At 37.9% G+C, this 20,442-nt stretch carries 31 protein-coding genes and 1 tRNA gene; 14 read left to right on the top strand and 18 right to left on the bottom strand.

What is annotated here, in order from left to right:
- Positions 1–82: 82 nt before the first annotated feature.
- Positions 83–856 carry a fumarate/nitrate reduction transcriptional regulator Fnr gene (gene fnr / locus AC6H0J_RS06820; protein ID WP_497513322.1) on the bottom strand — a complete coding sequence of 258 codons (774 nt, stop codon included), beginning with the start codon at positions 854–856 and terminating at the stop codon, positions 83–85.
- A gap of 285 nt (positions 857–1,141) precedes the next feature.
- Here fnr and AC6H0J_RS06815 point away from each other — a divergent pair.
- A tRNA-Leu gene (locus AC6H0J_RS06815) sits at positions 1,142–1,227 on the top strand.
- Positions 1,228–1,450: 223 nt separating this feature from the next.
- Positions 1,451–2,437: a tyrosine-type recombinase/integrase gene (locus AC6H0J_RS06810; protein WP_497513320.1), complete on the top strand. Its 987-nt coding sequence runs from the start codon at positions 1,451–1,453 to the stop codon at positions 2,435–2,437.
- On the opposite strand, the gene AC6H0J_RS06805 is transcribed toward AC6H0J_RS06810, so the two are convergent.
- The 13 genes from AC6H0J_RS06805 to AC6H0J_RS06745 form a co-directional block, all read right to left on the bottom strand.
- Complete coding sequence (locus tag AC6H0J_RS06805; protein ID WP_050847640.1) at positions 2,434–2,712, bottom strand: hypothetical protein; 279 nt, start codon at positions 2,710–2,712, stop codon at positions 2,434–2,436. The two genes, AC6H0J_RS06810 and AC6H0J_RS06805, sit on opposite strands and share 4 nt — an antisense overlap.
- A gap of 239 nt (positions 2,713–2,951) precedes the next feature.
- On the bottom strand, positions 2,952–3,623 hold the full coding sequence (locus AC6H0J_RS06800; RefSeq protein ID WP_497513318.1) for a phage antirepressor N-terminal domain-containing protein: 672 nt from the start codon (positions 3,621–3,623) through the stop codon (positions 2,952–2,954).
- Between the two features lie 294 nt (positions 3,624–3,917).
- The gene (locus AC6H0J_RS06795) at positions 3,918–4,544 is read right to left on the bottom strand and encodes a DUF4760 domain-containing protein (protein ID WP_497513316.1); all 627 of its coding nucleotides are present in this window, start codon (positions 4,542–4,544) and stop codon (positions 3,918–3,920) included.
- Between the two features lie 231 nt (positions 4,545–4,775).
- Complete coding sequence (locus AC6H0J_RS06790; RefSeq protein ID WP_497513314.1) at positions 4,776–5,144, bottom strand: hypothetical protein; 369 nt, start codon at positions 5,142–5,144, stop codon at positions 4,776–4,778.
- 247 nt (positions 5,145–5,391) lie between these two features.
- Entirely contained in the window at positions 5,392–6,252 is an 861-nt protein-coding gene (locus AC6H0J_RS06785) for an AP2/ERF family transcription factor (protein WP_497513312.1), read from the bottom strand.
- An 11-nt stretch (positions 6,253–6,263) separates the two neighbouring features.
- Positions 6,264–6,698 (bottom strand): single-stranded DNA-binding protein, encoded by a 435-nt coding sequence (locus AC6H0J_RS06780; RefSeq protein ID WP_497513310.1) that lies wholly within the window; start codon positions 6,696–6,698, stop codon positions 6,264–6,266.
- A 9-nt stretch (positions 6,699–6,707) separates the two neighbouring features.
- Positions 6,708–7,361 carry an ERF family protein gene (locus tag AC6H0J_RS06775; protein ID WP_497513308.1) on the bottom strand — a complete coding sequence of 218 codons (654 nt, stop codon included), beginning with the start codon at positions 7,359–7,361 and terminating at the stop codon, positions 6,708–6,710.
- Positions 7,362–7,371: 10 nt separating this feature from the next.
- Positions 7,372–7,872 carry a siphovirus Gp157 family protein gene (locus tag AC6H0J_RS06770; protein ID WP_497513306.1) on the bottom strand — a complete coding sequence of 167 codons (501 nt, stop codon included), beginning with the start codon at positions 7,870–7,872 and terminating at the stop codon, positions 7,372–7,374.
- A gap of 9 nt (positions 7,873–7,881) precedes the next feature.
- Positions 7,882–8,025 (bottom strand): hypothetical protein, encoded by a 144-nt coding sequence (locus AC6H0J_RS06765; protein WP_154685869.1) that lies wholly within the window; start codon positions 8,023–8,025, stop codon positions 7,882–7,884.
- A 2-nt stretch (positions 8,026–8,027) separates the two neighbouring features.
- Positions 8,028–8,192, bottom strand: coding sequence for a hypothetical protein (locus AC6H0J_RS06760; RefSeq protein ID WP_497513304.1), 165 nt, complete (start codon positions 8,190–8,192; stop codon positions 8,028–8,030).
- Positions 8,189–8,494 carry a hypothetical protein gene (locus AC6H0J_RS06755; protein WP_497513302.1) on the bottom strand — a complete coding sequence of 102 codons (306 nt, stop codon included), beginning with the start codon at positions 8,492–8,494 and terminating at the stop codon, positions 8,189–8,191. Before AC6H0J_RS06755 ends, AC6H0J_RS06760 begins: the two co-directional genes overlap by 4 nt.
- A gap of 95 nt (positions 8,495–8,589) precedes the next feature.
- Positions 8,590–9,441 (bottom strand): P22AR C-terminal domain-containing protein, encoded by an 852-nt coding sequence (locus AC6H0J_RS06750; protein ID WP_497513300.1) that lies wholly within the window; start codon positions 9,439–9,441, stop codon positions 8,590–8,592.
- A 376-nt stretch (positions 9,442–9,817) separates the two neighbouring features.
- Positions 9,818–11,089, bottom strand: a complete 1,272-nt coding sequence (locus AC6H0J_RS06745; RefSeq protein ID WP_497513298.1) for a hypothetical protein — start codon at positions 11,087–11,089, stop codon at positions 9,818–9,820.
- A gap of 288 nt (positions 11,090–11,377) precedes the next feature.
- On the opposite strand from AC6H0J_RS06745, the gene AC6H0J_RS06740 reads away from it, so the two are divergent.
- Complete coding sequence (locus AC6H0J_RS06740; protein ID WP_497513297.1) at positions 11,378–11,584, top strand: hypothetical protein; 207 nt, start codon at positions 11,378–11,380, stop codon at positions 11,582–11,584.
- On the opposite strand, the gene AC6H0J_RS06735 is transcribed toward AC6H0J_RS06740, so the two are convergent.
- The 4 genes from AC6H0J_RS06735 to AC6H0J_RS06720 all read right to left on the bottom strand — a co-directional run bounded on the left by AC6H0J_RS06735 (position 11,562) and on the right by AC6H0J_RS06720 (position 14,729).
- Positions 11,562–11,720: a hypothetical protein gene (locus tag AC6H0J_RS06735; RefSeq protein WP_497513295.1), complete on the bottom strand. Its 159-nt coding sequence runs from the start codon at positions 11,718–11,720 to the stop codon at positions 11,562–11,564. The genes AC6H0J_RS06740 and AC6H0J_RS06735 overlap by 23 nt on opposite strands.
- Positions 11,721–12,324: 604 nt before the next feature.
- A complete protein-coding gene (locus tag AC6H0J_RS06730) occupies positions 12,325–13,185 on the bottom strand; it encodes a hypothetical protein (RefSeq protein ID WP_497513294.1) in 861 nt (286 codons plus the stop codon).
- Complete coding sequence (locus AC6H0J_RS06725) at positions 13,185–13,982, bottom strand: HipA family kinase (RefSeq protein WP_497513292.1); 798 nt, start codon at positions 13,980–13,982, stop codon at positions 13,185–13,187. Before AC6H0J_RS06725 ends, AC6H0J_RS06730 begins: the two co-directional genes overlap by 1 nt.
- Before the next feature lie 51 nt (positions 13,983–14,033).
- A complete protein-coding gene (locus tag AC6H0J_RS06720; RefSeq protein ID WP_046950516.1) occupies positions 14,034–14,729 on the bottom strand; it encodes an XRE family transcriptional regulator in 696 nt (231 codons plus the stop codon).
- A gap of 118 nt (positions 14,730–14,847) precedes the next feature.
- Between AC6H0J_RS06720 and AC6H0J_RS06715 the strand changes: the two genes are divergently transcribed.
- The 11 genes from AC6H0J_RS06715 to AC6H0J_RS06665 all read left to right on the top strand — a co-directional run bounded on the left by AC6H0J_RS06715 (position 14,848) and on the right by AC6H0J_RS06665 (position 20,331).
- Positions 14,848–15,060: a YdaS family helix-turn-helix protein gene (locus tag AC6H0J_RS06715; RefSeq protein WP_497513289.1), complete on the top strand. Its 213-nt coding sequence runs from the start codon at positions 14,848–14,850 to the stop codon at positions 15,058–15,060.
- Between the two features lie 48 nt (positions 15,061–15,108).
- The gene (locus tag AC6H0J_RS06710) at positions 15,109–15,552 is read left to right on the top strand and encodes a YmfL family putative regulatory protein (RefSeq protein WP_497513287.1); all 444 of its coding nucleotides are present in this window, start codon (positions 15,109–15,111) and stop codon (positions 15,550–15,552) included.
- A gap of 40 nt (positions 15,553–15,592) precedes the next feature.
- Complete coding sequence (locus AC6H0J_RS06705; protein ID WP_497513286.1) at positions 15,593–16,297, top strand: phage antirepressor KilAC domain-containing protein; 705 nt, start codon at positions 15,593–15,595, stop codon at positions 16,295–16,297.
- Positions 16,294–17,016 carry a helix-turn-helix domain-containing protein gene (locus AC6H0J_RS06700; protein ID WP_497513589.1) on the top strand — a complete coding sequence of 241 codons (723 nt, stop codon included), beginning with the start codon at positions 16,294–16,296 and terminating at the stop codon, positions 17,014–17,016. The genes AC6H0J_RS06705 and AC6H0J_RS06700 overlap by 4 nt, the downstream gene beginning before the upstream one ends.
- Positions 17,013–17,627, top strand: coding sequence for a replication protein P (locus AC6H0J_RS06695; RefSeq protein ID WP_497513284.1), 615 nt, complete (start codon positions 17,013–17,015; stop codon positions 17,625–17,627). The genes AC6H0J_RS06700 and AC6H0J_RS06695 overlap by 4 nt, the downstream gene beginning before the upstream one ends.
- 2 nt (positions 17,628–17,629) lie before the next feature.
- Entirely contained in the window at positions 17,630–18,157 is a 528-nt protein-coding gene (locus AC6H0J_RS06690; protein WP_497513282.1) for a phage N-6-adenine-methyltransferase, read from the top strand.
- Positions 18,147–18,566 carry a recombination protein NinB gene (locus AC6H0J_RS06685; RefSeq protein WP_112102407.1) on the top strand — a complete coding sequence of 140 codons (420 nt, stop codon included), beginning with the start codon at positions 18,147–18,149 and terminating at the stop codon, positions 18,564–18,566. The genes AC6H0J_RS06690 and AC6H0J_RS06685 overlap by 11 nt, the downstream gene beginning before the upstream one ends.
- Positions 18,567–18,654: 88 nt before the next feature.
- Positions 18,655–19,203, top strand: a complete 549-nt coding sequence (locus tag AC6H0J_RS06680) for a recombination protein NinG (protein ID WP_497513280.1) — start codon at positions 18,655–18,657, stop codon at positions 19,201–19,203.
- 1 nt (position 19,204) lies between these two features.
- Positions 19,205–19,573, top strand: coding sequence for an antiterminator Q family protein (locus AC6H0J_RS06675; RefSeq protein WP_053465065.1), 369 nt, complete (start codon positions 19,205–19,207; stop codon positions 19,571–19,573).
- Positions 19,574–19,673: 100 nt separating this feature from the next.
- Complete coding sequence (locus AC6H0J_RS06670; RefSeq protein ID WP_005653907.1) at positions 19,674–19,856, top strand: type II toxin-antitoxin system HicA family toxin; 183 nt, start codon at positions 19,674–19,676, stop codon at positions 19,854–19,856.
- A gap of 31 nt (positions 19,857–19,887) precedes the next feature.
- On the top strand, positions 19,888–20,331 hold the full coding sequence (locus tag AC6H0J_RS06665) for a type II toxin-antitoxin system HicB family antitoxin (protein WP_497513278.1): 444 nt from the start codon (positions 19,888–19,890) through the stop codon (positions 20,329–20,331).
- Positions 20,332–20,442 lie beyond the last annotated feature (111 nt).

Raw genomic sequence — 20,442 nt, 5'->3', positions numbered from 1 at the left:
GGTGCGATTTTCAAAAAGGTGATCTAGTGCAAAATTTATTTTTAATGAATACAAAAAAGGCGTGAAATTCACGCCTTAAAAATTATTCAACTAATGTTATTTTGGTTTTATTCGTGCCTGTTAATTCAATTAAAGCATTGAGATCATTAATTGTAATATATTTTCCTTGCACTGTAAGAATGCCTAGTTTTTGAAAGCGTCCCAATAATCGACTGATAGTTTCAACTGTTAAACCTAGATAGTTACCAATATCACCACGCGTCATCGTTAAACGGAATTCTTTAGCTGAAAAACCACGAGCAGAGTATCGTTTAGAAAGATTATGAATAAAAGCAGCCAAACGCTCTTCAGCATTCATTTTAGACAGTAACAAAATCATTTCTTGATCACTTTTAATTTCATTACTCATTAAGCGCAGAATTTGTTGGCGCAATTTTGGCATTTTACCTGCTAAATCATCCAAAATATCATAAGGAATTTCGCATACCATTGCGGTCTCTAAAGCTTGCGCAAAACTAGGGTGTTGCATTTGAGTAATGGCATCAAAGCCAACTAAATCACCAGGTAAATGGAATGAAGTGATTTGTTCTTCGCCAGATTCGCTAATAGTGTAGCTTTTGATCGTACCAGAGCGAATTGCATAAATTGAATTGAGGGAATCACCAGCTTTAAAAAGAACTTGTGATTTTTGGATAGGTTTCTTTCGTTCGATAATATTATCAAGCTGATCTAATTCATGTTCGTTCAGCGTAAAAGGAATACAAAGTTGGCTAATACTGCAATCCTGGCAATGAATAGCGCAACCTCCCGATTGAACCCGGCGTCCTGCCTTGGTTTCTGCAACGAAATTTTTCATGTAAGCCTCAAATATTTCGAAAAATTAGTGTAAAATTGATCTAGCTCAATAATTATACCACTAAATAGTCATTTTAAGAAGAGTAAAGCATTATGGCAGCAGAAAAATTAACAAAAAAACGGCTGATTCAGATTCTAATCATGTTATGTATTTTAGTTATTGCATTTGTTTGGCGATATTTTTAAAAAACCAGAAAATCCTTGCTCATTTTTAAAACAAATGAATTATTTCTAAAAAATTTTACTTGTCACACATTTATATATACGTATAATTCAACACCATTAAGCCTGGGTGGCGAAATTGGTAGACGCAGCGGATTCAAAATCCGCCGTTGAATAAACGTGTCGGTTCGAGTCCGACCCTAGGCACCACATACAAACCCTTGACCATTGGTCAGGGGTTTTTCTTTTATGCATTTCAGCCAGTAAAATCAATACTTTACGTTCACATCCGCTATAAATTCCTCATTAATTCAAACCTCAAATATTGCCATTTTTTAAGTATTTTTATATATTTTTATGCATCGATTACGCCAAAATTACGCCAATGCAATATGAAATTTTGACGTACCCTAGCAAAAAATAGGAGCAAAAAATGTCAACAATTCGCAAGCGTGGTGATAAATGGCGGGTAGAAATCTATAAAAACGGTGTGCGTAAATCCAAAACCTGCGCAACAAAAGCCGAGGCTACATTGTGGGGCGCGGAAGAGGAAAAGAAAATGGAATTGCAGTCGCAAGGACTGCAACCTGATACATTATTTTCTGATGTCATTAAGCGGTATCTTAGCGAAATTACGCCAACAAAGCGTGGTGAAAAGCACGAATTTAATCGGCTGAATCGCTTTTTGCGCCATCCAGTTACGGATAAATATATATCTGATGTTAGTCGGAGGGATATTGAGGATTGGATTGCGGAGCGATTGGAATCGGTAAAAAGTGAAAGTGTGCGCCGCGAATTATCTACGATAGGCCACATATTCAAAATTGCTCTTGAGCGATGGGGGTATATACAAAAAAGCCCAATGGTCGGCATACAATTACCCGAGAAAGGGAAACCTCGAACTCAGCGAGTAACGGAAGAAGATATTAATGTCATTGTTGCTATCAGTGGATATGTTGATACGCTCAAAACTGCAAAAGCGAGAACAGCTGCGGCAATGTTGTTTGCCGTTGAAACCGCAATGAGAGCAGGGGAGATTTGTAGCCTTAGTTGGGATAATGTAAATTTTGAGAAACGTACTGCATTTTTGCCAATGACAAAAAACGGCACATCAAGAACCGTGCCATTGACTAAAAATGCAATCGCTATTTTAGAAAGGTTAAAAAGTGAGATAGGGGATGAGGGATTGTGTTTTGATGTTAAGTCAAATGTGCTTGATGCAACATTCCGAAAACTCAAAAAACTTGCCGAGCGAGAATATCTGCATTTTCACGACACACGGCGCGAGGCATTGACTAGACTATCTAAAAAAGTAGATGTGATGACATTAGCCAAAATATCTGGGCATAAAGATATTTCGATTTTACAAAATGTCTATTATGCCCCTGATATGGCGGAAGTGGCGGAATTACTTGATTAGCTAATACGTTTAGCATTAATACGCCCCCAACGAACAACTTCGCCTGCAATATAGCGTGGGCGAGAATTTTTCTGATCGACCGTAACGGGTTTTGGGAAATTAGGCAGTTTTGAAATAATCTTGGCAACGGTTTGATAGTGTCGCCCAAAATATATTGCAATATCCTCGAGCGTAATTAAATTTTGGCTTTTCTCGGTTAAATTGGATAACGCTGCCATTTTTGCTGCATTAACAATTTCTTCTTCGGCTTTCTGCGAAAGTTTAATTGGTTCCATATTTCCTCCAATAAAAAACCGCCCATAAGAGCGGTGGTTTGTTAATATTGTTGTGTCTGTTCGGTGTGACAGATTTTGCCATCACAGTCTTGATTAAGATTTAGGGTGTTCGCCATATACACCACAAATGCACACACAAGCGTAATGATTAATTTGTTCATTTTCTGTTCCTTTTGTCGGATTTTAGGTGTGAGAATCCGCCGCAGGCTTAAAAAAGTGCGGTCGGATTTTGTGGTGTTTTAGAAGTCGATTTTGACTGCTTTTGGATTAAAGCCTCGCAAGTGTTTTAATACACGCCAGTTTGTCATTTGGTCGATGTTAAAATCGCTTGTGATGCGGTTTAAGATTTGGTTTGTTGAGCGTAACACGCTTAAATATTCGTAAGCCTGTCCGTAGATTTGCCCGCTCATGTTCGAGCCTAAAACGTTAAAAGCTCTTTCAATGTGTTGGAAAGTGCCGATGCCACGTTTGAAAGAGAACCACAACCAAGCAAGCTGTTGTAATTCATATTCGGTAAATTCAAAGGTGAATTTCTTTTCAGGTTCTGGCAGTGCAAGTTGTTGTGGCTTATTCCAATAATTGTACAAGGCTTGATAACATTCTTTTTTGTACATTATCAGAGTTTCGCGAATTTCAGGTTTGCAGCGTTTAATGTCGATACCGAAAAGCCAGCCATTGATATATTCGATGGGTAGGCAGATCATTTGTTGATCTCCACCATTTGAAGGTACGGTTATGATAACCGCTCCCTCTGAAAGCACTTCATCTCTTTGAATGCGTTGTCTTTGTCCATCCCAACATAAACCGATATTTTCGCAGATTGGTTTCATTGCGGTGTAATGTGTGCCGTTTTGTTCGAATGTAACTAGAGATTGGCGGTTGAACTGGATTGTTTGAATTTGAGTTGTCATTTTTTTGTACCTTGTATTTTAGTTAGTATTGATCGCTTAGTTGGCGATCGGGCTTCAACTACCAATACAAGATGGCGGAACTTATTCCCCTAAGGTATTTTATTAGGTTCTCTCGACCCGATCATAAGTGATCTTTACCTAGATTTTAGGTACAAAAAAACCGCTTTTGAATCGGAGCGTTTGATAACCGACTTGTATTGTTAGTGCGGTTATCTTAATCCGAAGTTTGGTGCGGTGTCAATAAAAAATCCCACGTTGTGAAGTGGGATTTGAAAACTATTTACTCTTTAATTTTTATAAATCATCAACGCTTAATGGATTTGATTTCCAGCGTAAAACAAGAATTTCTAAATCTTTAAATAGCGTATCTTTGCGTTCTTTATCTCGAATACTCATTACTGTTGGTGATACAGCATCCCATAACTTTATAAAATTTGAGCAATGTAAGCGTTTAAATAACTGTTCATCTAAAATTCCGTGATTCATTGCTGAAGCGTAAAACTCGTAACGATTTAATACCAGTAGAAGCGAGCTGCGTTCATTCGCCTTTTTTCCATCTTCATTTTGGAAAACGGTAAACAACTGATTTCTATCCTCTCTAACTAAGGTGAAAATCATATTACTGGCTTCAACAAGATCTTTATCTTGATAATCACCTAAAACAACATCAAGTGTAGCTCTTTCTTTTGATGTTTTACGGGTTGATGTTATTGTGCAAACGGCAATGATAGCGGAAATAAAAATGACCGCACTTTGTGTGACTGAAGTCCAATCTTGCAGGGTTAATCCACTAAGATCAATCGGTTTATAGTATTCTTTGAAAAGCAAAAATACGCCAATAAAAAAAGAGATTAACGATAGTGATAACGTTAACCCCTCTTTTCTTTTTACTGCCTTAAGCTGTTTGATAATTTTAGCCATTCCAACCTTCATTTAAATTTAAACTTTTCATTGTTACCTCCTATGCTTTTTAGACTAAAAAAGCCCACTAAAGTTTAGTAAGCCTAATTAAAATCTACGATTTTAGTTAAAGAACAATGATTGCTTTCACCAACCACGTGTAATTGTGCTCATTATAGTGTTGCAACTTTATTTTTACAAATAAATATTTGCGGAATTGTCAAAATAAATAACAAAACAGCAAAAGTGCGATTATTTTCTTACTTGTTTTGGATTAATCACAGGCAACACAGGCACAAGCGGTTTTGCTGTTGTGCCAGTTGTTGATGTGCTGCTACGGTTTTCATTTATCCAGTCAGATAATTCACTCCAGGCCGATAAACTTTCCGTAAAGAATTTATCATTGCGTAGGTGGTGATATTCTTTGATAAAAAATTTCACTTCGCTCTTAATTCTTTCTCTTGTATGGCTATCTAATACTGCCCAATACTCTTTAACATCGTGGATGCAGATTAAAACAGGCGTTCCGTTATCGTGTAGGGAGTCTCGAACATAACGGTGCATTAATGTTTGGAATTTATGTAAGGGTATTTTGATGTTAATTTCATTTGGTTGTGTCATGGTTTTCCTTTATAAATTTCTTTCTTCTGGGATATAAGTAGTTGGCTTACCTTCATTTGCTGCTCTAAACCAAAAATCAGCTTGGCTATGCAACCGCTCATTTTTTTTTCAGCAAATCAATTTCTTGCTTTAACTGTTCGATTTGTTGCATTAGTATTTTGGCGTCTTTGCTCATAATGATTTTTAGAGATATAAAAAAGCCGCTAATTAATAGCGGCAGATTTTAAGCATCATCTTCGTAATTAAATTATTTAATCGCATCACGAAGGGCGTTTAGAGAGTTATCTAATTCAGTTGTCACATCGAGGAGTTCATTTAGAGAGCGTTCAACTTTGCCTTTGGCCTGGAAACATGCAAGAATTAATGGTCTAATTTGTTTTTTAAGTACATCTCCATTCGCAATTTCTTGTTTTTTTGCTTCTGAAAGTTTAAGTAACTCTTGGGCCATTTCAGCAAGCTCTTCAGGGGATTTATGCTCTAATGAATTTGATTTTTCTAATGTCATTGATGTGTCCTTTTTAACGCTCATTTTTTGCTCCTTAATGAGTTTCTTTGGTTGGTAACTGATAGAGTAGATGTTATTTTTATCTACACTATTGTTATTTTGTTTATCAATATAAATAAGCTTTTCGCGTTCTAGTATAGTAATGATTTTGGCTCTATCTTTTTTAGATAAACTATTTAACTCCGATTGATGTTTGATAGCCTCTTGAAAAGTGATACCCTTTTCTCTGGCGAAAGTAACTAGGCCAAAAAACTTTCTGCCAAAATATCGAAGATGCAGAGGCAAGCAATTATTAATTCGCTTTTGTAGATTCTCTTCATCGGGCACCCAAAAGTGCCGCTCCTCTTTTTTAAAAAGTCCTAGTCCATCATTTGTTACGGCATTGGCACCCCATAATTCAACAGCTTTATTATCTCTAACCACTGCTGCTTTAACTGGGTCATCAAATAATCCCAACGTAAATAACTGAGCATTACTGGTAATTGTCGCCTTCCATTTCCGTTCAGGCTCGTACCAAGAAACGCCAATAAAACCTGATTTACTGTTTTTAGCAAGATCAGTGAAGTATTTTGTTTGTTTCTCTGATAAAGGAAATGTTTTCATACTTTCCTCACTCAAAACGGAATATCATCATTAAACCCATCTTGTTCAGCTGCTGCGCTTAATGGGTCGAGTTTTTCTTTGTCTTTGGTTGGTTGTTGTGTTTCACCGCTTGCCTTGCTGTCTAGCATTTCAAACGATTGTGTCGCTACTTTAAGTGCGGTGCGGTTATTGCCGTTTTGGTCTTGCCAGCTTTCCTGTACTAGCTTTCCTGTTACGCAGATTTTTGAGCCTTTTTGCAGATATTGTCTTGCCACATCGGCAGAATTTCCGTGCACCACAATGGGTATCCAATGCGTGCGTTTAACCGTATTGCCTTGTTTATCTCGGTAATCATCACCGATAGCAAGATTAAATGTGGCAATTTGCCCGCCATTTTGGAATTGGCGGATTTCTGGGTCACTGCCTAAATGACCAACTAATATCACGGTGTTGGTATTACGTGCCATAGTTTTTCCTTACATTAAATTAAGTAAATAGTCGTTATACATTAGGTTGTATTCATCAACGAGATCGGGGTGTTTTTCCTCTAACCAAACGATAGACTTATCGTAAATTTCACCGCATTCCTTTTTGGTTTTTCCTTTCAGCCTATCTTTAAGTTGCTCTATAACCGATTTGCTAGTTACGTTAGCTTGAGTAGAGCTCGTAGCCTGCGGGGTCGATTTGTTGGAGTTGTTTGGCCGTTCGGACTTTGGGGGCGATGACTGCTCACGCTTTCCCACGCTTGCCGCATCATCATCTTCTTGCGCCATAAATAACATCGCGGTTAAGGCGTAACGACGTGCATAAGTAATTGCTGCACCAACTTGCTGAGCATCGTTAGCTTGCTTAACTCCAGCCTTAACCAATGGATAACAACTTCGTAAAAACTGCCCACTTTTGTGAAATAGTGTCGTTACAAGTGTTGGCTCGTCATTTAGGACAGTAACAAGTTGCGTGATTACTAAATTATGCTCCGCAAGGATTGGGCGGCAGGTATCAAGCACTTTGCTTAGTTCTGCGTATTTATAACCATAACCTTGTTTATCTTTGCTTAGATTCCCAAGCTGACTAATTGCCTGAATAAGTTCAGGCATAAGCTCGCTTAAATTTGCACTTTGTAGATCCATTTCTCTTTCCTTATCTAATTGTCAGAATTTGACTATCAACCAATTTCGCACCAGGAATTTCTTCCCCTGCTTTTAATCGTGCTTTAATTTCGGTTTTATTCGCTGTGATTTTCACATTAACAAGGGTTTCATCGTAGTTGTTGGCGAGAAATAAATCTTCGTCTAATTGCACCGCACTTTGCTTGCTTTCGCGGTAGGAAATAGTAAACAAAGGACAGTTAATTTTTGCCGTGCCTGTTGCTTCCATATTGTGTTTGAGGTAGTTTTTAATCTGATCAATACCGTTTTGGCGTTGCTTTTTCATTGCCTGCAAGCGTTTGATTTCAGCGTCAATCACTTCAATGTCACCCTCTGTATTTTTAATGATATAGACGACATTCTCCGCTTTTTTGTCAAAATCTTGCTGCACTGCATCTAATGCTTTGGCAATATCCGCATTATCTGCAAATTCAGGATTTTCGAGCAATTCTTTGATGTTTTCGAGTTGTTCAGTGATTTCGTAAAGTTTCATTGTAGCTCCTTAGAATGGTAGTGGGTTGTGCTGGATATATTCAATTTCAGCTTGTAATTCTTCTGGCGTAATTCGTTCTTGCCATAACCAATTTCGAATAGCATTTAGCAATTCAGCCTTGCTTTCTAGGCGTTCACGTGGTGTTTCTTCCATTTTTAACCTCTCCCATAACAATTGGATTGCCAATATTCACAATCAGCATCTTCAGGTTCACGCCAATCTTCTTCTGGTTCGTCTTGCTCTATGCTTTCGGTTTCAAATTGTGCGTAGTAATCATAGTGGTTATCGCATTGCCAAGGAGATAGCGTTGTGCGTTTCATTGTTTTACTCCTAAAGTGCGGTTAATTTCTGCTTGTTTTTGTGCGGTGTAAGCCTGCAGTTCTTTTTCTGCTGCGAGTGTGAGATTTGGTTGTAAACATACGCCATTTTCATATATGCCACCTTTCAATTCACACTGTGTTTCAGCTTGGATTTGTTGGCCTAGTGTGTTGTCTTGCCAGTCGGTAGGTTCATCGGCAAAACAGTAGGCGATACCGCCAATTAAAAAAGCGAGGGCAAAGGCGATAGCTGTTTTACAAAGAAATGGAATAGTTTCGGCGAATGCGTCAGTAAATTTTTGCATTTTTGTTTCCTTTTTAGTCAATTTAGTGAATTTAGGGTGTAGCAATCCGCCACACGGATTTCTTGAGGAAAAGTGCGGTCGGATTTTGTGGTGTTTTAGAGAATGTCTAGCTGAAATCCTGTTGCTTTGGGATTATAGGCTCGAAGATATTTTAATACGCGCCAGTTATTTCCTTGCTCGCATTCAAATTGCTCTGTAATGCGTGTTAATACGTTATGGGCCTGACGGAGAGTACTGCGATATTCGTAAGCCACGCCATAAACGGAAGCAGCATAGTGCGAGCCAATTTGTTTTAATGCTGGGTGAAGTACTTGGCAAAGTTCCGTGCCACGCAATAAAGCGAACCACGCCCAAACGAGCTGTTGTAGGTCATGTTCTGTAAATTCACGGGTGAATTTCTTTTCGACTGATGGTAAGACAATCGGCTGTAAGTTCATAATGAACGCCATTGCATTGCCGTATTGGTCTTGTGGCAGTTGGTCGTATTTGGCAATGTGGAACATGGCTTTTAGTTGGCGGTAGATTTCTTGCCAGTGTAAGCCTGTTCTGTGATGCGCTTGTTGCACGGCAGATTGAATCGCTTGTTGTTGCTCTGGTGTAATCGTGCTTGGTAAAAGTGCGGTAGATTTTTTGACTTCTTCATCTAAAACATCGAGCACCCATTTTCTAAACGCTTTGGCGATTTTGGTGCGAGCAAACATTGCAATCAGGTGTGCGCCACGCAATGAGAAGATACGCACTTTTTGTAGTCCGCCTGCGGTTTGCATTTCCACAAGTGCGGTCATTTCTGGGGTAAATTCGTCTGCGTTGCGGTCGTAGATTTGTTTTACTGAACGGATTGCATCTACATAGCCTAATGCCAAGCCTAGATCATTTGCTGTAAAGTAAGTTTGGTTGTGTTGGTTGATAACCGAAAGAGTAGTGTTTTGGAAAGTTAATGTAGTCATTTTTCGTTTCTCTGTACAAGTTTTCTAAAACTCATCACAAGCTGCGAAACTGGTGATGAACTGACTGAGATTCGCAGTACCGTGTACAGAGTAACGGCGGATCTTTCGATCCTCCCAATCAGCTCATCATTGACTACTTTAAAGGGTGGTTCAATTTGAACCTGCCTTTTGAAAGGGTTCCCCAATTTGGGGATACCTTTTAAAGGTATGATTTTCTGATTTTCGGCTATAAAAAAAGCCGCTTTGAGCGACTATCATTTTTCACCGCTCTGTACATTCAGGACTGCGATCCCGACTTTCTGTTGAAAGTGAGGGTATCTTAATCCGATGTGAGCGGTGTTGTCAATAAAAAACGCTGAGAATTTGAGGGAGCGAGTTATTCATCATCAATTAATTCTTTTGTTTTCTTTGGAATGTCATTCACCTCTCCTTTAATACCATCAACAGCTTTATCCAGGCGTTTTCCTACGCCATCGATAATCGTTTCAAGTGGTGTGCTTTTTAAATCTTTGTCAAAGACTTTGGTTGGATTTATCCCCAAATTATCCACGGCAATTTGCAGAAGTTGCTGATGTAATTTAGGGTCTTGTTCTTGTACTTGTTTCTTATAACCTTCAAATGCCATTGCTGAGGAATATTTGTAGTTATAATCTTCCCTTAATCTAAAGAGATAAGCCCGTTCTTTAGCTTTTAACCAGGCGATGACAAGTAACGGGATTGTCACAATAGACTTAGCAAGAAATTGTAAAATATTAAGACTGTCTGTTGCACTCAGGCTTGTTGAATAATTGATAAATGAAATAGTAGACGTTGCAACAAGTGAGCCAAGCAAAATTTTATCTACAGCTTTCATTTTACTATCGATATTTTCAGATTGAGTTTTAAACGAACCTGCCATGCTTGCTCGGTTAGCGTCTTCAATAATCATTTGAATCTCCTCTTTTTGTTTATTGAATAATTTAATCATACCTTCAATATCTTCATGATATCTTTCTATTTTTGGTTTATTGGTTTCCGCCGTGGTTGCTAATGTCGTGATTTTAGTAAGATTATTTTGTGCGGTGATTGCATAGGTCGAAATATTGTTACTTAATGTGTCTGACTGTTCGTGCCACTGAGAAATTTCAGTTATTTGTTCTTGTGCATCGTTATAAGATTTTTTGAGTGTAATCAGCGAGTTTTTTAAATTTTCGAACTCCTTTTTATCCTCTACTAACTGTTCTTCAAGTGAGATATGTTCTTCTAAATTCAATTTTGCTTTGGATATATCAGCAGCAATAGCATTGAGTTCTTCTTCTGTTCTTAATTCACCTTTAACTTCAATTAAATATAATTCCTTGATTGTCATTCTTAGTTTGACTAGAGATAAAATAAATGAATTTACATCATATTCATCCCATTTATTATTCGTTCTTTTTTTATTAAGGATACGAATTATTTTTTTAATTAATTGAAGAGAAATATATTTTGCATAGGAAATTTCAAGGGTTTTTCCAGATTTTTCTATTTTCTCTATTAAGGGATAAAGTTTCTCTATTTCTTTGATGATTTCGGGTGATTTTATTTCTCCCATCCACTCATAGTTTTCGTTGATTTTTGTATTAATTAAGTTTTTTAACTCAGTCAGTCTTGCTTTAACGGTTTTCATAGCATTCCCTTTATATATTAAAAATTACTTTGATTGTAAGGTAATTTTTCGGGATAAAAAAGCCCTCGTTTTACGGAGGGCAAACCTAAGGAACCAATTTTATAGGTTGCATAAGTTTTAAGCCCTCATGCTCGGCTGTGGGGTTGCTTAGCTCTTGTTATTAGCAAACACAAGAGCCGTTGAATAAGTGCCTTTCTTTATGCTTGTAAGGCTCAAGCCCTTATTGTCACCACAACACATAAGGAATATAATTTCCCTCAACCACAACACAAAAAATAAGGAAGCATCATGGAAAAAATAGCAGCAGATAAAATAGCTCTTGTTATGGCAAGAGATATTTTAAAAACAAACTCTTCTCAATATTTACGCGAAGTTAATGAGTATGTAGCCGAAGATATTGCTAGATTTGTTTCAACATTATCATCAAGATTGCAAGAATCTATTGATGATAGAATTTCCAGTTCAGATATTTTTAACGCCCATAAAAATCAATAAACATCACTGCTGAACATACACTCTCAGCCAATTCACTTGGTGTTAAATTTGTATTTTTAGCAGCACTTTCTAATACAGCCTGTTTGATTAGCCATTTATCTCTTTCAGATAGGCTGTTTTCTTGTTTTTCTTCCATTTTTAACCTCGTTTGTTTTATGTTTGCCATTTCAAAACACACTCAAGAACATTTCCTTACCCTGCGCATTAGGCTTAGTCTTTGTAGAATGTGTTTTGAAATATCCACATTGGGATATTCGCCTGCTTGAGCTCCACTTTCGGCAACTGCACCGTTTTTCACTGGCTTTGCATTGGCAGACTTTAAACCACAGTGTTATTAAGTAGGTTAGGGCTTTTAATCTAACGACCGCTTAATACCGTCATGCACTGTGATTCTGTAAGATAAATTGTTAAAGAGCGTTGAGATGTTTGTTATGTGTATCTCGTTTTGATGTGCGTATGATATAAGATATCTTATACATAGTAAAGCGATTTCTTATGAATATTTATATAAACATATAAATATTCTTATATTTAATTGATTTTTAAAGAAAAGAATTTTGTTTGATTGATGTTTTTTTGAGCAATAAAGATAATAAATGGGCTGCACTTTGAAGAAATGCGGTAGAAAAGTGCAGTGTTTTAGGTCTATTTAGATCTAAACCAGATCTATATAGATTTGCATAAGTGGGGTGAGTGGTAAAAGAGTAAAAGAAAACCGCCACAAGAGCGGTTTATATGAATTATACAGCCTGTGACATTAAGCGTTTGGCCGCTAAAGTGGGGGTGGATGTTTTAAATATCTCAATTTCCTGACTTAAAGCAATTTCTTCATACATTATTAGATAATTTTCTGCATTTTTGATTGCTTTATCAGATAAGGAAACATCATTTTTAAAATCAGGTAATCCTAGTATTAGTTCTCTTTTTTCAATATTAAATAGCCCTTGTGCTTTTTCTAAGAGTTCTAGATCTATCAATTTTGATTTAATAACTGTAGTACTTTGCGATGCTGAATGAGGGTTAAATACGGCAAAATTAGAGGCATAATTATCCGTTAAGAAATTAAATCTTGTTTTGATTTGAGAATTCCCCAATTTTTTAGAAACATTAAAAAATGTGCGAAGGTTATTATTTTTAGTTATGACTTCATTTTCAATACGTTCGCTCCATCGTAATTCAGCTTTTTTAACTTGTTCACTGATGTTTTCTTCATGATGCTCGGCTGCAAGTGATAATTTACTTAAGCTAGATGACAATTGGATTGCTTGGCGTAAAATGCCGTAAATATCTTTTGAGCTAGTATGGTGAGCTTTAGATAAAATTAACCCTTCAAATGGTGGTTTCCACTCTTGTAGATTATCTGATTGATTTGAAATTGATTGAATTATCAATTGAATCAGTTTCATCATTTCTTTGGATTTGTTGCCATATAAACATTCTAAAAGCTCGGGACGAATAGCTTGGATAGCTTTGTGTTCACCATTTTGTCCAAGTACAGAAATGGCTACTGTAATGCGTTCACCAGAACCAATAATTGGTTCGAGCTGTATCGCCCGCCATTCCCCTTTAAAATTAGGGATTTGCGGAAATTGAGTAAACATTAGTGTATCGCTCCAAAAAGTTCTTGTTGTTTAATATTTAGCCGTTGGTGTAAAAAATTACTGATATAGATTACTCTTTTTTGCAGGAAGTTTTCAAGATAATTTATCTCTTCCCCATTTAAATAAGTTTGTGCGAAAGTTCTTTCGCTAATATCGTTTAATGTGTAATTCGCACATTTAGGTGCGTGTTTTTGCATACAGTTATCTAAATATTGTTGTTTTTTTTCTTCTGTAGGAAAGTTAGGTATAAGAGAATTAAGTAGTCTGTTTTTCCCTATGATTACTTCACATGGGCAATGGCTCGGTACGGCGCAATCGTGATCTATGAAGAAGAACTTATCCCCACCGTCAAATAGAATATTCCCAAAATGTCTATCAGTATTAGCAATCCATTCATCAAATAATACGATCCCATAGTCGTCATCGCATTGAGATAACGCTGGTAAGATAAAGGATTTATCAATACCTTCCTCTAATTTTCTAAAGAGATTAGGATAATCAATGCTCTCTGAACCAAATAAAAGAATGGGCTCAGATATTGGGTGTTCAATATTTGGGTAGTTACTTTCAGGTGTAGCTAATACAATGTAAGGTTTAGGAATAGATATACCTAAATCTCGACCAATTAAAGCAATGGCACATTCAACAAATAATTCTCTCGGCGCAAGTTCTTTGCAGTATAAAATAACCTCTTCTCCATCTTCTGTAAGCACAACTGCCTTATGGGTAGGATTCACATTTTCCTCATAAATTTCTTGATGAATACTTAGTAATGTAGCTTTTTTTACTTTATTCATTATATTTCCTTGTATTGTCGCTATCTTACAAATAACTCCTATTCTCCACCGCTACAACAACACCGAGTACCAAAACACCTTACCGATTACAGATACTTCGTTGAGATCGGCTATCTCGTCGTCGTACTCGTCAGTGTTATAGCTACGGATTTTTATTTGATTGTTTGGCATATTGTAGAGCAGTTTGATCCGCAATAGCCCGCCGTGATTGATAGCGTAAATCTTGCCGTCTCGGATTGTCTTATTACCCAAATCAATTCCCACCGTTGTTCCATCTGGAATAACCGGCTCCATTGAATTCCCATCAGCAATTACACATACCGCATTTTCGTACTGTACACCTTGTTTACGTAGTGTTGATTTGGAAAAACGCAATTTAAAGTTGTTATAGTCTGCTATGTCATCAGCAAAGCCGTTACCGGCAGCAAGGCGAATATCTTTATAAAACGGAACTTCTACCTCGTCATCGTTTAGTGGAGTACTACGGTCCCACAGATCAAATGAGCCAGTTTCGGCTACGTTTGATTCTATTTGAGTTTGTGCCATTTCTCCTGTGCCATTCAAGAGCCATTCTGGCGAAATTTTCAAAGCCTTGGCTATTTGTAAGCCATTTCTAGGGCTTTTTGTAACTCCGTTCAAAATATTACTGATCGTTACTTGTGATGTTCCAGCTAATGCGGCTAATTCAACTTGGTTTTTCCCCATTTTGTCCATTACAAGTTGCAATCTTTCAGCAAGTGTATTCATAAAACCCTCCTTAATCGCCAGATCCTATAAATAAACTTATATAAAATCAAATAAGAAACCCTTTACAAGTTATAATGTATCTTATATTCTATATAAGAATTTTAATTAAAGGTGAACTATGAAGAACGAAGCAATCGAAAAAGCAATTTCAATTTGCGGTTCTCAGGTAAAGCTAAGTCAAGAATGCGGAGTTTCTCAGGTTTCCGTCAGCTTTTGGCTTAATGGTGGCGGTATTAACGCTAAGTATATCCCGCAAATCGTTAAGGCTACAAAAGGCAAGGTTACTGAAAAGCAGATTTTACATTCCTTAGCAAATTTAACTGACAACTAATTTACTCATATTGGTGCAAAAGAAAACCATAAAAATAAGGCAAAAATTATGGAAATGAAGAAAGTTATTATCGAAATGATTGAGAAGATACCGGGCGGCAAAAGTGCGGTTGCAGGGTTTCTTGGATTTTCAGAGGCAGAGCTGAACAATCGTCTTTATCAGACGAAAGGGCAACGTTTTAAAAACGAAGAATTAATCGCATTGCAGCTTGAGTATGGCTGTACTGATTTTATCGAGGAGCTTTGCCGAAGTGCTGGCGGCCATTTTGTACCGGCACCAGTCGCAGGCGAATTGGACTCAGTAGAAATCTCAACTTTACAACTGCGTGAACTGTCCGCTCGTGGATTGTTGTTTGAGGAGTTAGAAAAAGCGCTGGCAGATGGCGAAATCACAACCGATGAAGAAGACGTGATCCGCAAATTATTAAACAAGCATTTAGCAGCAACACAACACTCAATCGAGTGCGTGATCTCGCTAAATAAACGGCAATAAAAAACCACGGCGGCAACCGTGGTTCAACTATGGAGATTTTATGCAAAATCAAATACAGCTTTATGATACACAAATTCGCCAAGATGAACAAGGGCGGTTTTGCTTAAATGATTTACATCAAGCAAGTGGCGGTGAAAGTCGTCATCGTCCCGCTTATTGGTTATCAAATCAGCAAACACAAGAGTTAATCGGCGAAATTTCAAAAGACGGAATTCCGTCTATCCTTATAAAACAAGGACTTGGAACGTTCGTAAGTAAGGAACTTGTTTACGCTTACGCAATGTGGATCAGTCCGAAATTCCACTTATACGTTATTCGCACATTTGACAGTTTGGTAAGTCATCAAAATTCTACCGCACTTTTACCGCAAAATTATCTTCAGGCATTGGAAAAGCTGGTGGAAACAGAGAAAGAGAAACAAGCCTTGGAATTGGAAAATCAAGCAATGAAACCAAAAGCGGATTTTGTAGACCTTTATGTTGATATTGGCACAACAAAATCATTACGCGAAACGGCAAAAATCTTAAATATGCCAGAGAAAGCGATGATTGCTGCACTAGAGCGTGATAAAGCGTTATATCGTCAATCAGGCAATCTTATTCCATATTCAGACAAACAAAGCCGTGGCTTATTTACAGTGAAAACGGGGACAGCGGAGCACGGTCATAATTTTACACAAACTCGCGTGACATCGAAAGGCATTCAATGGATCGCACAACGTTACGCTTCGGAGTTGATGCTATGAGTATGCGATTAATGGTTCAAGCAATGAATTGTCAGGTTGGCAATCCTGCTAGAAAACTTGTGCTTTTAAAACTAGCTGATAATGCCAATGATGATGGAATTTGTTTTCCTAGTTATCAATACATTGCCGATAAATGCGAAATGTCAAAACGTAGTGCAATTAGTCACATTGATGATTTAATCAAAATGGGATTGGTCACCAAAAAAGCGCGAAAAAATAAAGATGGTTCAAGTGCAAATTTATATCTTTTACACCTTGAGCAGGGTAGTGAAAAATCTGCACTAGGGGGTGAAAATATTTCACTAGGTAGTGAAAATTTTGCACTAGGGGGTAGTGAAAATATTTCACCCAGAACCAGTCACTCTTTAGAACCAGTCAATGAACCTAAAAAAACTACGCAAAAAAGCGAATCCGAAATTTTGCTTGAGCGGTTTGGCATAACAGGACGGCTTGCTAAAGATTTTATTGCGCATCGTAAAACTAAGCGAGGGGCAATTAGCGAAACGCAACTTAGCCGTTTGCAAAAACAAGCCGACAAAGCAGGAATTTCGATTTGTGAAGCGGTGGAGATTTGCATCGAACGCAACTGGCAGGGATTTAACGCATCTTGGGATTGGCGCGATGAGAAACTGCGAACATCCCAAGCGCAAAAAATGAGTTTTGAAGAAAAAAATGCGTTGCCGTGGAATCGTCCTGAAGACTGGGAGAATGTACTGTGAACCAATTAACTAATCAATCATTGCATCAAGGTGTATCACCACAAGCGGAGAAATTTATTGATACGTTGTTCGACCAACTTTGCGCAAGTTGCCCTCAGTTGCTTAACCTTGCCCCAGAGCGATTGCAGGTAGTAAAACGCCAGTGGATTTTAGGCTTTGCTGAAAATGGAATTACAAAAATAACACAAGTTAAACGAGGCATGGCAGAAATGCGTGCTAAGCCAAATGGATATTTGCCAAGTGTAGGTGAATTTATTCAAGCGTGCAAAGTTCTGGACTACCACGAATTGGGCTTACCGACCGAAGCGGAATTATACCAACGTTATAAAACTTTCTTAGGTTATGCCAGATTCAATCGCGATGAATTTCAATATCGTTCAAAAGTGGAATTTTGGTTGCTTAAAAATCTGTACGAAAAGTGCAAGAAAAAATCCGAAGATGACACGTTGAAAGCTATTCCGAAATTATTCACAGAAGTGGCAGAGAAAGTGCGGTCTAATTTTCCTTTTGAGGATATTCCGAAAATGATTCCAACAAAGCCAAGTTTTTACGATAAAGCGAAGGCTGATAAGGCGCGCGATAGCTTGATGGCAATGATGAAAGGGGTATAGCAATGACAGAACAACAATTTGATAAAGATACATGGCAAACGCCGAAGTATTTTTTTAAGTGGCTAGATATGCGATTTAATTTTGATATTGATGGCTGTGCGAATGAGCATAACGCACTTTGTTTGAGCTGGGTTGGTAAAGGTAGCCCGCTTGGTAGTGATTTTTTAGAGACAAAAACCCCTTACCCTTATCGCAATATGCGTTTTTATGTCAATCCGCCTTACTCTGATGTAACACCATTTTTAAAGGCTGCAAAAGAGCTAAAAGACAAAGGCCATTTAGTTGTTATGTTACTCAACAACGATAAATCTACACAATGGTATCAAAACCATATTCACAACGTTGCAAATGAGGTGATTGATATTATTGGTGGACGAATCGCATTTATTCATCCTGTAACGGGAAAGGAAATCAAGGGGAATAGCAAAGGGCAGATGGTTATTGTGTTTGATCCATCAATGCAAGATTTTGTAATGCGTTCTGTAAGTCTTGATTTTGTTAAAAAAATAGGCGGTTACGATGACAGATAAGCAAACATTTTTCTTGCGCAATGAACAAGTGCGGTCGAATTGCCAAGCATTTATTCAGGACTTGCCAACGGACGATAAAAAACCGTTGGTAGTCAAAATCCAACCAATAACACGAAACCTTGAGCAAAACGCCAAGTTTCACGCTATGTGCCAAGATGTTGCAAATCAGGCTGAATTTATGGGGCGTAAGCTAACAATGGAGCAGTGGAAGGTATTGTTTATTTCGGGTCACGCAATCGCCACAAATCAAAAAGCAGATGTTGTACCAGGTCTTGAGGGCGAATTTGTGAATATCCGTGAGAGTTCGGCTCAAATGAGCGTTAGCAGAATGGCGAGCCTTATCGAGTATGTAACCAGTTGGGGCGTTCAAAATGGCGTGAGATTTAACGATAGATGGGGATTTAAATGAAACGCTTAAACGATGACGAGATTTTAGAGTTAAAAATCGTACTTTGGATTGTGGCAGTTTGGGTAATTTTTAATATGGCGTTTGGCTAATGGCGAAAGAGTATAAATGCAAAGTTTGCGGCAAACCGTTTGTAAAAACCTTTAGCTCAACACAGAAAGTTTGCTCGCCTGAATGTGCAATTAAATTAGCCCGAGATAATGCGCAAAAAGCGCAAGAGCGAGCAGAAAAGAAAAAGCAAAGGGAACGTAAGGCTAAATTAAAAAGCCGTTCAGAATGGCTGAAAGAGGCTCAGTCAGTATTTAATAAATTTATCCGTCTGAGAGATAAAAATGAACCCTGTATCAGTTGCGGTCGGTATCATCAAGGTAAGTATGATGCAGGGCATTATCGGAGTGTTGGAGCTTGTCCTGAATTAAGATTTTGCGAAATAAATTGTTTCCGTCAGTGTGTACCATGCAATCAACACAAGAGCGGCAATATTATTGAGTACCGCATAAATCTTGTAAAACGAATCGGTGCGGATAAGGTGGCTTGGTTAGAACGGCAAGACCACGAACCGAAGAAATACACCATTGAAGATTGTAAGGCGATTATTAAGCATTACAAGGCAAAAATTAAAGAGCTGGAAGGAGAATAGAATGTCGTATAGCGTTGAAAGAGTGTTAGAGAAGTGGGGTAATTGCTGGGGTAGAGACAGAATTGGCACAGAATACCCAAGCACCACAATTTCTATTCCTGTTTTACCTACCGTGCGCAAGGCTCACATTCGATTCTTGACGGATGACGAGTGCTTAAAAATTGAGGAGCAGATTATGAATCTTCACGAGGATAGCTTGCTGCAATATCAAATCTTAATGGCATTATACGTTCAGCAAGCAAATGAACGAGATATTTGTACCGCGCTCCATATTTCCCCTGCGCATATGTATCGTGAGCGTGCTAAGGGTGTGAGATTCCTAAAAGGTGCATTTACTGGGGCGAAGATTAAGTTTATGTTTTTGGGGTAGGGAAGTGCGGTCGATTTTGACCGCATTTTTATTACACTTCATCTTGATTTGTGTGTATTTGTGTATTATAATTCATCTTGATTAAGACAAAGGAGGATGCATGCACTCAGGTGACTTAATCAAGGAGCTTAAAGCAAATGGTTGTTATTTTGTTAGGCATGGAAAAGGTGATCATCAAATTTGGTTCTCGCCGAAAACTGGAAAGCGATTTCCAGTTCCGCACCCCAAACAAGATTTAGCAATCGGAACTTTAAAATCCATTAAAAAATCGGCAGGGCTTTAAGCTCTGCCGAGCTTAATCGGAGGAGTATTAAATGATTTTTACCGTAGGTGTTGAAACCCCAGAAAATGAAAACCAAGCATACGGAATGATCGTTCCTGCACTTTGTCAATTAGATTATGGTTGTTTTAGCGGTGCTGACGATGTTGATGATTTATTACCAATGGTGTCAGAAGCCATTACAATGATGCTTGAAGCGATGGTTGAAGATGGTTTTGATCTTACCACGCTAAAAGATAAAGGCGTAACGCACTATAAAGCCGATCCTGAATATGCTGATTTTGATACTTGGCTTTTAGTTGACGTTGATATTTCAGAATACTTAGGTAAAAAACAGCGTATTAATGTGTCTTTACCTGAATATTTATTAACGCGCATTGATCGCCGTGTTGCAGCAATGGGTAACTACTATAAAGATCGTAGCCATTTCTTAGCAAATGCGGCGCACCGCGAATTGCATGCGCATTCAGATAAATAAATGTAATCTCTCTGACTACCCTTGACAAGCTCCTATTTCAAGGGTAGGATTTATCCCAAGGTCTCAAAAGCCTTTTAAACAGCGGAATTAATTCACCCCGTCAGCGTGATT

This window comes from Haemophilus sp. THUN1691 (assembly GCF_059704425.1).
Note: the sequence above shows the minus strand (reverse complement) of the source record. Positions and strands in the feature narration are given on the sequence as shown.